This is a genomic window from Stenotrophomonas sp. YJH_SMC_57, from assembly GCF_059369755.1.
On the sequence record NZ_JCAFSZ010000006.1, the window covers coordinates 37609 to 50128 of the forward strand.

Below are 12520 nucleotides of genomic sequence, written 5' to 3' on the forward strand. Positions count from 1 at the left end.
CTGCGTCTACCCAGGATGACGACGCTCTGCGTCAGCCCCTGGAGTCTTCGATGCTGTGCCACCGCCCCCTTGTTCTTGCCCTGTCGCTGGCCTGTGCCAGCACGGTTCCGCTGTTGCCCTCCAGCGCCCACGCGCAGGTGGCCACCCGCACCTATGATCTGCCCGCGCAGCCGCTGGCCGCCGCGCTGGATGCGTACAGCCGCCTGACCGGCGTCGACCTGGTGATCGGCGCGGCATTGCCCGCTGGCCATCCTGCACCGGCCCTGCGCGGTGACTTCGATGACGCACAGGCGCTGTCACGCCTGCTGGCCGGCAGTGGCCTGCGCCCACGCTTCATCGATGCACGTCGCGCCACCCTGGAGCCGGCGCCCGCCGAACGCAGCGACGGCAGCCGCCGCACCGGGCCGCTGCGCGTTCAGGGCGACACCGCGCATGGCCAGGCGCCAGGCACCGGCGCCAGCCAGTACGTGCCCGCCACCCGCGATGGCTTCGCTCCCGCTGTAGGCAGTGAGCGGGTGGCGATGGCCGAGCGCCAGGATGGCAACAGCCTGCTGCGCTCGATGCCCGGAACCCACAGCTTCCACTCGCGCAGCCAGCCCGGCCTGCAGGTCAACATCCGCGGCATGACCGGCGCCGGCCGGGTCAACACCATGATCGACGGTGTCACCCAGACCTTCCGCAACAACGCCGGCCATGGATCGGGTGGCCCGTTCGCCTACGTCGATCCGTTCCTGCTGGCCGGCGTGGACGTGCAGCGCGGGGCGGTCGCCGGTGGCGATGGCGCCGGTACGCTGGCCGGCAGCGCCAACTTCCGCACCCTGGACATCGACGATCTGCTTGGCGAAGGCCGCGACTGGGGCCTGCGTGCAGGCTACCGGCATGGCAACAACGGCTATGGAAGTGGCCGCACCTTCGCCGGCGCATGGCGCCACAGCGAAGACGGTGGCGACCGCCAGTTCGGCCTGCTCGCCGCCGCCAGCAGCAGCCGCAGCGGCGAATACGCGACGGCACGCGGGCAGACCAACAAGGCCGACCCTGGCAGCCAGCAGCCCAGCAGCTGGCTGCTGAAAGCGCGCCTGCAGCCCAGCGACCAGCATCGGCTCGACCTGAGCCACATGCGTTACGAAAACGACTTCTACCACAACTACCCGTGGCAGATTTCCGCACGCAACCAGCGCGCCAGCTACCACTACACGCCCTACTCCCCGTGGGTCGACCTGCGTGCGACCTTCGCCAGCAACAAGACCCGGCTGTTCTACCCGCCGGTGGAGGACTCCAGCTACATCGGCCGCCGTACCCACAGCAGCCTGAGCAGCTGGACCCTCGACAACACCAGCCGCTTCGACATCGGCGCGCTGCAGGCGCGCTGGAACACCGGCATCAAGCACCAGTCGGACATCTTCGTGGCCGACACGCCTACCCTGCGCGGCGCCAACCCGCAGGGGCGCAGCCAGCTCGACAGCGTGTTCAGCACGCTGGAACTGCAGTACGACATCTATGCACTGACCGCCGGCCTGCGCCAGGACCGCTACGGCATCCGTGGCCATATCCCCGGCTGTTCCGAGGTGCCGGGCCAGTGCGCGGAGATCAACGGCGGCAACATCGATGTGCGCCGCACCGAGCGTGCACTCAGCCCCAGCCTGGCGGTTTCTCTGCAGGCGACCGACTGGCTGCAGCTGTTCGCCGAAGTCTCGCGCACCTCGCGGCCGCCGCGGGTGCAGGAAATGTTCTTCGAGAAGATTCCGCTGGAGGGCATGAGCGATGCCGACGGCGTAGGCGCCAATCCATTCCTGCGCCGCGAGCGCTCGCGCAACCTGCAGTTCGGCGCCAACCTCAGCACCGACTCGCTGCTGGTCGACGGCGACCTGGCCCAGCTGCGCATCACCCGCTTCGACAACCGCATCCGCGACTACATCAAGCCGCAGTACCTGCTGATCGTGCATCCGCCGGAAGTGGCGCCGTTCGTGGTGCCGATCGACAGCGATCCGCAGCTCAATGCCTGGACCGATACGCTGGATGCCGACGATTTCAGTACCACCACGCGCTGGATGAACCACCAGGGCATCGTGCGCATGCGCGGCATCGAGCTGGAGGCGCACTACGCCAGCGAGCATTACCACGCCACCCTCAGCTGGACCCGCTCGCAGACCAGCGCGCCGGCCATCGAGTTCGTCAACCTGGAAGACATCACCGCCCTGCCCGACCGCTACTGGACGCTGGACGTCGGCGGCCGCTGGTGGCAGCAGCGCGTGCAGGCCGGCCTGCGCGCCGAGTACTCCGGTCCCACCGAGGAAGGCTACGACTTCTTCCAGACCCGCAAGACCGGCGGTACCGGTGTGCTGCTGGACTTCTACGCCAGCTTCAAGCCCCAGCCCAATACCACGCTGTGGCTGAACATCCAAAACCTGCAGAACAAGGCCTATGACAACAATGCCTCGATCGACAGCATCTTCAGCCCGATCCTTGACCGCGGCAACGGCCGTGGCCGCACCGTGTCGATGGGCGTCAATGTGGCGTTCTAGCCGCCGTTGGCTGCTGCTGTGCCTGCTTGCGCTGACCTCCCTGGCCAGCGCACAGCCGATGCCCGGCAAGGTGATCGACCTGGCCAGCGGCCAGCCGCTGGACGAGTCCATGTTCATCCAGCGTGTGGCCGGCGCGCAACGACTGCTGCTGGGCGAGCGTCATGACCTTGCGGGCGACCATGCCGCCCAGCGCTGGTTGCTGCAGGCACTGCACCAGCAGCGCCCGCAGGGTGCGCTGGTGATGGAAATGATCGCCAGCGAACGCCAGCCCCGCCTGCAACGCGTGCAGCGCTGGCTGGCCAAGGGCAATCACACCGACGGCTCACGCCTGCAGGAACTGCTGGACTGGGACGCGCGCTGGCCGTGGGCCGCCTACGGTGGTCTGGTGCAGGACGCCGCGGCTGCAGGCATTGCGCTGGTCGGCGGCAACCTGTCGCGCGCCGAGGTCAACACCCTGCTGGCCTCTACAGAACCGGTAGCATTTCCGGTTGCTGCGGCTCGGCAACGGTTGTCGGCGGTGGTGCTGGCACAGCATGCAGACGCAGCACCGATGCTGGACGGGATGCTGGCCGTACAGTTCGCCCGCGATCGCCGCATGGCACAGGTACTGACCGATGCGCCGGCCCCGGCGCTGCTGGTCGCCGGGCGCTGGCATGTACTGCGCGGTACCGGCGTGCCGGGCCATCTGCCACCGGGTACCCCGGCGCTGGTGATCGTGCTGGCGTCTCCAGGCGAACAGGTCGATGCGAGCGATGCCGACCTGCTGTGGGTGCTGGGCGATGACTGAGCGTGGCCACCACTGGCAGGCCGTTGTTATCAGCATCGGCCTGCACCTGCTGCCCTTGCTGCTGCTGGTGCACTGGGTGGCCACGCCGCCCGCACTGCCACCACCGGAACAGGACGTACGCATCAGCCTGCGCCTGCTGGCACCGGCCACGCCACCGCAACCGATCGAGGAACGCCAGGCCGACACGCCCAGCCAGGCACAGCAGGCACGTGCATCGCAGCCGACGAAATCGCCCCCACCGCCCACCCCCACCGCAGCACGCGAGGGTGAGCTGGCGGCCAGCGAGACCGGTGGCCGTGGCCGGCAGCCGCTGCCGATCGCCCCGCCTGCGGCCGCGACCGATGCAAGTCCCGCACCGGCATCGATCACGGCCGCGCCGCCCGCTCCAGACGCACCCCCTGCGGACTTCCAGGCCGGCGCCGCCAGCGACCAGTGGGAAGCCCGCCTGATGGCGCGGCTGGAGCGTTACCGCTACTACCCTGCCGCCGCGCGCTCACGACGCCAGCAGGGCACGGCCTGGGTCAGGGCCAGCATCGACCGTGAGGGGCGGCTGCTGGCGCTGCGGCTGGAGCAGTCCAGTGGCCAGCCGATGCTGGATGACGCCGCGCTGCAGACCTTCCGCCGCGCGCAGCCACTGCCGCCCATTCCTGCTGAACTGAAGGCGCCGCAGGAACTGGTGGTACCGGTGGAGTACTACCTGCGCTAGGCGCCCCAGGCCTCGTATGGATGACCGGGATTGCGCAGCAGTCTGCGACCTCAACTCCGGTTGAGGTCAAATGCATCCAACGCAACAGAGTAGTCCGGCGCGCGCAACGATCACGGCCCTTCGTAGCGTCGAACCTGCTGGACGCTACCGATGCCGGGTCAGGTCCACGCCGGATCGGCAGTGAAATCGATGGTCAGCCAGAACGTGCTGCCGCGTGCATCCAGCCGTACTGCGATCTCATCACGCATCGCATCGACCTGGCCCACCGAGCCCAGCGGTGTCGCCGGGTCGGCCAGCACATGGATCTCGATGAAGCGCATCCGCCCCATCTTCGCCACGTGACTGGTGAAGCCGGCATAGCCGCGCTCGGCCACGAACGCCTGCATCACCTGCTGCACGCGCCGGTCCAGGTCATCCGGCGCCACCTGCAGCACTTCACGCATGGCCTTCCACGCGCTTCGCGCCGGCACCGGCAGTACCGCCAGGCTGATCAACGCCAGCACGATCGAATCCAGGTACGGCACCCAGTGATGCCACTGACCGCCGTGCAGCACCAGGGCCAGCACGAAGGCCAGCACCACGGCCAGGCTCATCAATCCGCCCAGCAGCCAGCCACGCACGTCCAGCCACAGCAACGCCGAGCGCAGGCGCCGCGCACGCTGCGCGACGAACGCGGCCATTGCCAGGTTGCTGGCACTCAGCAACGCCGCCCACCACAGCGCGGGCCCGAACTTCACTTCGTGCCCGCCCGTGGTCAGGCCAATCACCGCGTTGGCCAGCGCATACACGCAGGCCAGCGACAGAATCACCCCACCGAGTGCCTCCACCATCGGCTCCAGGTGCCAGTAACCGTACTGGAAGCGCGGGCTCTGTTCCCGCGCCACCAGCCGCAGTACCGACAACGACACCAGCGTCAGGGCAACGTCGACCAGACTGTAGACACCATCGAACAGGATGGCCTGCGATCCCACCAGCAGGCCACCGATGAAGCCGACCGCGCTGACCGCGATGGTCACCCCGATCGAGAACTTCAGGATGCGTTGCTCGCGCGCGGTATCCATCGTTCGCCGAAGGGCCGACCGTCGCCGGTCAGGCCTTCAGCACCTCCACCCTGTACGAGGTCTCATCGCCATCGTGCTCGATGATCAGCCCGTGCACGTCCGACTCGAAGCCCGGGAAACGGGCATTCTGCTCGCGGGCGATGCGCAGCGACTGGATGATCGGCTCGTCGCTGTCGCCGAAGCGTTCGCCCGGCATGATGGTCGGGATGCCCGGCGGGTACGGCACCAGCATGGTCGCGGCGACGCGGCCACTGAGCTGCTCGATGTCGACCCGCTCGATCTCGCCCTTCACCAGGTGATTGTAGGCGTCGGCCGGGGTCATCACCGGGGTCGGCAGGTCCACGTACATTTCGCGCATCACCTTGGCCACCGAGAATTCCTGGTTGAACGCGTGCAGCGCATCGCACAGGTCACGCAGGCCCCAGCCGGAATAGGCATTGGGGTAGTCAGCGGCCAGCGACGGCAGTGCCTGGCTCAGCGGCGCGTTGCGGTCGTACAGCTCCTTGAACGCCATCAGCTCGGTGACCAGCGTACTCCACTTGCCTTTGGTGATGCCCATCGAGAACAGGAACAGCACCGAGTACAGGTTGGTCTTCTCCACGGTGATGCCGCGGCCCCACAGGAACTTGCTCAGCACCGCCGCCGGGATGCCCAGCTTGCCCATGCTGCCGTCCATCGCCAGCCCCGGGGTCAGCAGAGTTACCTTGATCGGGTCGATCAGCACATAGTCGTCAACCAGGTTCTCGAAGCCGTGCCAGTGCGCATCCGGCTGCAGGTACCACTCCTCGCGCTTGGCCACCAGCGGTGCCGGCGTATCGCCCTTGTCCAGGCTGCGCTCGAGCTTGGTGGGCTGCCACACGCTGAACCACCAGTCGTCGCGGCCGAGGTCATCGCGCACGTGCAGCATCGCGCGGCGGAAGGCGATCGCCTCGTCATGCATTTCCTGCACCAGCGAGCGGCCCGCATCGCCCTCCATCATCTTCGAGGCCACGTCACAGGCCGCAATCACCCCGTAATGCGGACTGGTCGAGGTGTGCATCATGAACGACTCGTTGAAGCGCTCGGCGTCCAGGTTGCGATGTGCGGAATTGCGCACGTGGATCATCGACGCCTGCGAGAACGCGGCCAGCAGCTTGTGGGTGGAATGGGTGGTGAAGATGATCGCATCCTGCTCACGCGGCTTGCCCTTGGCCATGCCGTAATGGTTCTCGTAGAACGGATGGAACGCGGCGTAGGCATACCAGGCTTCGTCGAAGTGCAGGAAGTCGACCGCGCTGCCGATCTCGTCGGCGATCTTCTCGGCGTTGTAGCACAGGCCGTCGTAGGTCGAGTTGGTGACCACCGCGATGCGCGGCTTGGAGCCGGCCTGGTAGGCCTTGCTGGCCAGCGGATTGGCGGCGATGCGCTGCTGCAGCGACTCGGGCGTGAACTGGTCCAGGCTGATCGGGCCAATGATGCCGTGCGCGTTGCGGCTGGGGGTGAAGTACACCGGCACCGCGCCGGTCATGATCAGCGCGTGCAGCAGCGACTTGTGGCAATTGCGATCGACGAACACCACGTCGCCACGCGCCACCGTACCGTGCCACACGATCTTGTTGGCGGTGGAGGTGCCGTTGGTGACGAAGAAGGTATGGTCGGCGCCGAAGTTGCGCGCTGCCTCGTTCTCGGCATCCTTGATCGGGCCGGTATGGTCAAGCAGCGAACCCAGCTCCGGCACCGAGATCGACAGATCGCTGCGCAGGGTGTTCTCACCGTAGAACTGGTGGAAGGCGCGGCCGACCGGCGACTTGGTGAACGCCACGCCGCCGGCATGGCCCGGCGTGTGCCAGGAGTAGTTCGACTCGGCCGCGTGGTGGATCAGGGCCTTGAAGAACGGCGGCAACAGGTTCTTCATGTAGTCTTCGGCCGCACGCATCACCTGCCGCGAGATGAAGCTCTTGGTGTCTTCGAACAGGAAGATGAAACCGTGAATGTACTTGAGCAGCTTGCTCGGCACCTTCTCGATGGTGCGGCGCTCGCCGTACAGGAACACCGGCAGATTGGCGCGGCGCGCGCTCTGCTCACGCAGGAACGCGGTCAGGCGCTGGAACTCGCCGTCCACCTCTTCGCTGCCATCGATCGAGATCAGCACCGCCGAGGCCGCCACGTAGGTGCGGGCACCGGCACGGGCATCATCCAGGTTCAGGCCGCACAGCACGCGCTGGTCGTTGCTGCGCAGCTCCTCCACCAGCGCACGGATCAGGATGCCACCGATGCGCGGCGACTCGTAGTCGTTGTCGATGACAATGACCGGGTAGTCCAGGGACTTGAAGTACACGTTGATTCTCCTTGTCTAACTCAGGAACGCTGGGCGCCGGCGCTGATCGCCGAGGCCTCGCGGGCGCGCTGCCGCTGCTGGCGGCGCTCCTCGCTGAAGAAGGGATAGAACACGGTGATGAACAGCACGAATAGGAACGCGTACTGCACGATGGTTCCCGACGAACCGTAGATCGCCCACAGGCAGTACACGACGGTCAGGCTGGTCAGGGTCCAGAACGCTCCGGTGTGGACCAGCGTGTGCGAACGCTCGACCACGAAGTAGCACGCCACGCACGAGTAGATGTAGGGCAGCAGCGTCAGCACCACCGCCGCTGACGTGATCACGTCGAACTGCGCGGACGCGGTTTCCGAGGTGGAGGTGACCAGCACGGCCAGGGTCATCAGCACCGCTACGATCAGCACGCCCTTGACCGGCACGTCATCCTTGTTGGTCTTGCTGAAGATGCTCGGGAACAGGCCGTCATCCGACGCCGCCTTGGCGCTCTGCGCGGTCAGCAGGATCCAGCCGCCCAGCGAACCGGCAGCACCGATGAAGGCGCACAGGCTGACCAGCGCACCGCCCCAGCCACCGACCGCCTTGGCCGCGGCCAGCGCAAACGGCGCATCGGAGGTCTGCAGCTCGCCGTTGGGTACCATGCCCATGATCACCGAGGAACTGGCGATATAGGCGATGGCAGCCAGGAACACGCCCGCCAGCGTGGCCCGGGCCACGTTCTTTTCCGGGTTCTCGACCACGCCGGCGGTCACCGAGGCCGATTCGACGCCGATGAAGGCCCACAGGGTCAGTGCCGCGGCGCTGGAGATCGCGCCGAAGTTGGATTCACCGGACACGTTGTAGGCGCCCTTGAAGATGTCGGCATCGAAGAAGAACCAGCCGAAGATCGCGATGCCCAGGATCGGCACCAGCGCGAAGCTGGTGGTGACCGTCTGCACGCGGCTGACGAAGGCCGGACCGATCATGTTGGCGAAGCTGAGCGCCCATACCAGCACCAGCACCGCGATGCAGCGCACCAGCGGTTCGGACAGGATCGGGAAGAAGTAGCTGAAGTACCCCACCGCAGCGATCGGAATGGCGACATTACCGATCCAGTTGGCGAACCAGTAGATGGTGTTGGTCTGGAAGCCCATGTACGGCCCGAACCAGTCACGCGCGTAGGCATAGGGACCACCCGCCTTCGGTGCCAGCTTGCCCAGCTTGGCGAACACGAAGGCCAGCAGCAACGCGCCGGCAGTGGTGATCAGCCAGCCCCAGATCGAGGCGGTGCCGATCTTGGCCAGGCTGGACGGCAACAGGAACACACCCGAGCCCATCATGTTGCCGGCGACGAGGAAGGTGGCTCCGACCACCCCGATTTTCTTTGCTTCTGCCATGACAATCTCCTGTACTGGCATGAGCCCGGTGCGACCGGGCGTGGGGACGGTTGCGCTGGCGTACGGCCGCTGGCGCTTACTTGATGAAGTTGTATTGCAGGCTGCCCTGCACCCGGACCGTGTCGCCGCGCGTGCCGCCCTGCTGTTCCAGGCGGCCGTACAGCAGCTCCATGCCCATCGTCCACGACGGCGCCGGGCTCCAGATCAGGTTGAACACGCCGTAGCGGCTCTGCCGGAACGCGTCGGCGGCCAGTGCCGCATTCCGTTCCAGCGTCAGCTGCCCGAGGATCAGGTTCGAGCGCCACAGCTCGGACCAGTAATGGGTGTAGCCCACGAAGCCACCGTGCAGGTCCAATGCATCCAGTCGTCCATCGGCGCCGACCACGGCATCCAGCCCGGAGCCGGTCAGGTCGGCGGTGTAGCGACTGAGGCCGCGGCCACCCAGGGCACCAAACAACACCAGGTCGCGCTCGCCCACCGAGGCCGAGCCACTGAGCTGCAGGCCGCCGGCCATGCGCCGGTCGCGCTCGCCATCGCCGTCATAGGCCAGGCTGCGCGCCACTGCGCCCAGTTGCAGATGGCCCCAGTCACGCTCCATGCGCGCGGTCACCGTCACATCGGGCAACCGGTTCACTGCGGCTCGTTCATCGGTGGCGCCGGCCAGTTCGGTCTTCGGGTCTTCGGCCGCCACGGTCAGGGTGTTGCCCTTGCCCATCGCGAAGCTGTGGTGGATCCCCGCCACCAGCAGATAGCCGGCGCCGCCCGGTCCTGCAAAATCCAGCGTGTCGGGCAGGCTGTCCGGGTCCATGAAGCTGGAGTAGCCGTAGCCGGCGTAGGTATTGCCAAGCTGGCCATAGGCATGGCGCAGCCGGAACTCGTAGCCATCGCTGCTGCCGAAGAAGTCGTTTTCCAGGTAGAAGCGCAGATTGCCATGCGTGGTCGGCCGCCGCGCCTCGAAACTGAAGCGGGTCTGCTTGGCGTGGATGTTGAAGTTGGAGACATCACGATGGCTGCCACCCACCGGCATGGATGACGGAATGAATTGATCCTCATCACCCGCCGCGCGCGAGTCGGCGATGGCATCCAGCTTGGCGTAGCCCCCGATGCGGATCACCGTGTCGGTCCCCGGAATGGCAAAGAAACCCTTCAGATCGGGGTCGGTCGGGCCCGCCGCACTGTCTGGACGCGATGCCGCGGTGGATGGATCGGCCACGGATTCGCGTTGCGGCAGCACCGGCTGTGCCGCGCCCGGCACCTGGGTACGATGGATTACATCGGCCGTGGCCGCCGTTGCAGCACCAGGCGCTACAGGCGCTGCCGGCATCTGCGCCAACGCAGGCGCAGGCGTTGCGTCGCGTTGTTCAAGCCGATCCAGGCGCTGCTGCATGCCTTCCAGCACCTGCCGCATGGCGGCAATCTCGCGCCGCAGTGCCTGTGTATCCTCCGCATCGTGCTGTTGCGCATAGGCTGGCGTGATCGCCAGTGCACCCAGACACGCCAGACTCAGTACCGCCACACGCATTGCATCCTCCCCGGACGAACATTCGCATCACGTTCCCGGAGCGCACGCATGCGCCCCCCTGGCCTCGCGTTGCCGTTGCTGGAAATGCAGGTACTGCGTCGACGACACCGGCCAGCCTGCGCGTGGCAGGCAACAGAACGATGACACTGTCCTGCCTGCCCCCGTGTCGACTCCATCAAGGCCGCGCTGCCAGAGAGGTGGCGACCGCAGCGGTCTGGGTAACAAGCAGGGAGTGAGAGTGTCGTGAATGGCTGGGCCGGGCTGCCCGTATCGGGGCAGCTTCGGCGCGGCATCCATGGCGCGTTGACGCTGTATTCCATGCGTCAAAGGCTAGTCCGCCTGTCGTTTTTGGCCTTGATTGGAATCAAGGCGCGAGGCTTGATGTCAGTCACGATTCAGACGTGACGAAGAACAGGTCATGCGCATGCGGTTGGGCCCGCCTGTACTACCGAACGCAACAGGCCCGCACGTCGCCGTGCGGGCCTGTGGTTCACTTCATGCGATGCGGGTTTCGATCAGCGCGGGCCGAGCACCGTCTGCAGGTCATCCCCCTGCGGCAAGCCGGCACGACGCTGTACCTGGCCCTGCGTGTCCTGGAACAGAATGCCCGGAGTACCCTGGAAGCCCATCTCGATCATCAACACCTGGTTGGCATCGAGTTTGCCCGCGATCTCGCGGCTGATGCTTGGCAGCGCCTTGATGCCACCGCGGTCGAACTGGTGCTCGTTCTCCAGCAGCGCCGCACTCGGGTCACGCGCCGAAAGGATGGCCGCGGCCTTGGCCGGGCTGTCCTCACGGATCACGCCGACCATGATGTGGCGCAGCTGCACCTTGCCTGCATCGACCCATGGGCGGGCCGCTTCCCAGAACTTGTGGCAGTACGGGCAATTGGCATCGCTGAAGGTATAGACCACCCGCGGTGCGTCGGCCTTGCCATCACGCACCCAGGCGCTGGCCTCCAGCTTGGTCCACATCTTGGCCGACATCGGTGCGGCGACCAGCTTTTCCACGGCCTCGGCAGCCACGTCGTTGCCTTCGGCATCGAACAGGCTGCCGACCAGCACATGCTTGCCGTCGGCGGTGACGTAGGCCGCAGCCGGCTGCTGGCCACCCACCACACCGGCGAAGCCACGCAGTCCACCCGGCGCATCGAACTCGGCAACGACTTCGAAGCCGTGCTTTTCGATGCCCTTCAACACTGCGGGACGGTCACCCTTGGCAGCGACCGGAGCGCTTGCGGCCGGTGCCGCCGCAGTCTTGCCTGGCGGAGTCTGGGCCTGGCTGCAGGCGGCCAATGCCAGCATGACCGGCAACAACAGCAACGCCGGAGCGGTGCGCAAGGAAGTCGACAACATGGGAACTCCGTAGTGAGATGCCCGCGCAGGCTACCGCAGCCGGCGCAGTTTGTGTTCAAGACCGGCCGCGGTCAGTTCGCCCAGGTGCAGTTCACGCAGGCGCCCGTCGGCATCGAAGAAGAGGGTCGAAGGATAGGCCTGCACGCCCAGCTCGGTTGATGCGGCCGCGTCATCGTCCAGCAACACGTTTCCCAGCACCAGCCGCTCGTCGGAGAGAAAACCCTGGACCTCATCCAGGGTTTCGCCTTGATTGAGGAATACGAACTGCACATCGGCATGTGCCTGCTGCGCCGCGGCCAGCACCGGCATTTCTCGGCGGCAGGGGCCACACCATGTGGCCCACAGATTCAGTACCAGTGGCGAGCCCCGGAACTGCTGCAGATCAACCGGGCCACCCTGCAGATCCGTCACCTGCAGCGTCGGCAAAGGCATCTGGCGCTCCTGCCACAGCGACAATACCTGGCTCCCTCCAGACCAGAGCAATACGCCGACCAGGGCCGCTGTCAGCACCGGCGCACGCAGCAGGGGCCACCGGCGCAGGCGCCACAGACCCCACGCAAGCCCCGCCAGCACCACCACCACCATGTGATAGCCACCATCGGTGATCTGAAGAATGCTCCACGGCGCGCCACGATACAGCGCGAAATTCAGTGCCACGAAACTGATGCGACCACACAGAAGGCCGATCAGAAGCATGTCCAGCACCATGCTGGCAGCCGAGGGCAGCGGTTCCGGGTCGGCTCCGCGTGGCCACAGGCGGGCAACCGCCATGGCCAGCGCGCTGCATACAAGAATCAATACCACCGGCATCGGAACCGGCCCAACGCTCGACATCAACCCACCTGTTCAATCATTCAACCACCTCATGGTCGAAGCG

General features: G+C 66.4%; 9 protein-coding genes. 3 read left to right on the forward strand and 6 right to left on the reverse strand.

All coding sequences use genetic code 11. The features are described from left to right. Positions 1 to 50: 50 nt before the first annotated feature. From AC5P7U_RS09185 to AC5P7U_RS09195, 3 genes are read left to right on the forward strand one after another with little or no spacing between them, the layout of a single operon-like run. A complete protein-coding gene (locus AC5P7U_RS09185; protein WP_197564092.1) occupies positions 51 to 2522 on the forward strand; it encodes a TonB-dependent receptor domain-containing protein in 2472 nt (823 codons plus the stop codon). After that, a complete protein-coding gene (locus AC5P7U_RS09190; protein ID WP_197564093.1) occupies positions 2509 to 3309 on the forward strand; it encodes a ChaN family lipoprotein in 801 nt (266 codons plus the stop codon). Before AC5P7U_RS09185 ends, AC5P7U_RS09190 begins: the two co-directional genes overlap by 14 nt. Further along, on the forward strand, positions 3302 to 4015 hold the full coding sequence (locus AC5P7U_RS09195) for an energy transducer TonB family protein (protein ID WP_197564094.1): 714 nt from the start codon (positions 3302 to 3304) through the stop codon (positions 4013 to 4015). Before AC5P7U_RS09190 ends, AC5P7U_RS09195 begins: the two co-directional genes overlap by 8 nt. Before the next feature lie 158 nt (positions 4016 to 4173). Here the strand turns inward: AC5P7U_RS09195 and AC5P7U_RS09200 are convergent, their stop codons facing one another. From AC5P7U_RS09200 to AC5P7U_RS09225, 6 genes are all read right to left on the reverse strand, one after another. Then, positions 4174 to 5076 (reverse strand): cation diffusion facilitator family transporter, encoded by a 903-nt coding sequence (locus AC5P7U_RS09200; protein ID WP_006461443.1) that lies wholly within the window; start codon positions 5074 to 5076, stop codon positions 4174 to 4176. A gap of 28 nt (positions 5077 to 5104) precedes the next feature. Beyond that, on the reverse strand, positions 5105 to 7393 hold the full coding sequence (locus tag AC5P7U_RS09205; protein ID WP_006461444.1) for an Orn/Lys/Arg family decarboxylase: 2289 nt from the start codon (positions 7391 to 7393) through the stop codon (positions 5105 to 5107). 20 nt (positions 7394 to 7413) lie between these two features. Beyond that, positions 7414 to 8766: an arginine/agmatine antiporter gene (gene adiC, locus AC5P7U_RS09210; RefSeq protein WP_006461445.1), complete on the reverse strand. Its 1353-nt coding sequence runs from the start codon at positions 8764 to 8766 to the stop codon at positions 7414 to 7416. Positions 8767 to 8842: 76 nt separating this feature from the next. Further along, on the reverse strand, positions 8843 to 10288 hold the full coding sequence (locus tag AC5P7U_RS09215) for a DcaP family trimeric outer membrane transporter (RefSeq protein ID WP_197564095.1): 1446 nt from the start codon (positions 10286 to 10288) through the stop codon (positions 8843 to 8845). A gap of 515 nt (positions 10289 to 10803) precedes the next feature. Next, the gene (gene dsbG / locus AC5P7U_RS09220) at positions 10804 to 11643 is read right to left on the reverse strand and encodes a thiol:disulfide interchange protein DsbG (protein ID WP_197564096.1); all 840 of its coding nucleotides are present in this window, start codon (positions 11641 to 11643) and stop codon (positions 10804 to 10806) included. A gap of 30 nt (positions 11644 to 11673) precedes the next feature. Further along, a complete protein-coding gene (locus AC5P7U_RS09225) occupies positions 11674 to 12477 on the reverse strand; it encodes a TlpA disulfide reductase family protein (RefSeq protein WP_197564097.1) in 804 nt (267 codons plus the stop codon). Positions 12478 to 12520: the final 43 nt, after the last annotated feature.

Excerpts from the sequence above, each read along its gene's own strand:
- AC5P7U_RS09185 (WP_197564092.1), top strand. The coding sequence starts at position 51 with ATGCTGTGCCACCGCCCCCTTGTTCTTGCCCTGTCGCTGGCCTGTGCC.
- AC5P7U_RS09190 (WP_197564093.1), top strand. The coding sequence starts at position 2,509 with ATGTGGCGTTCTAGCCGCCGTTGGCTGCTGCTGTGCCTGCTTGCGCTG.
- AC5P7U_RS09195 (WP_197564094.1), top strand. The coding sequence starts at position 3,302 with ATGACTGAGCGTGGCCACCACTGGCAGGCCGTTGTTATCAGCATCGGC.
- AC5P7U_RS09200 (WP_006461443.1), bottom strand. The coding sequence starts at position 5,076 with ATGGATACCGCGCGCGAGCAACGCATCCTGAAGTTCTCGATCGGGGTG.
- adiC (WP_006461445.1), bottom strand. The coding sequence starts at position 8,766 with ATGGCAGAAGCAAAGAAAATCGGGGTGGTCGGAGCCACCTTCCTCGTC.
- AC5P7U_RS09215 (WP_197564095.1), bottom strand. The coding sequence starts at position 10,288 with ATGCGTGTGGCGGTACTGAGTCTGGCGTGTCTGGGTGCACTGGCGATC.
- dsbG (WP_197564096.1), bottom strand. The coding sequence starts at position 11,643 with ATGTTGTCGACTTCCTTGCGCACCGCTCCGGCGTTGCTGTTGTTGCCG.
- AC5P7U_RS09225 (WP_197564097.1), bottom strand. The coding sequence starts at position 12,477 with ATGTCGAGCGTTGGGCCGGTTCCGATGCCGGTGGTATTGATTCTTGTA.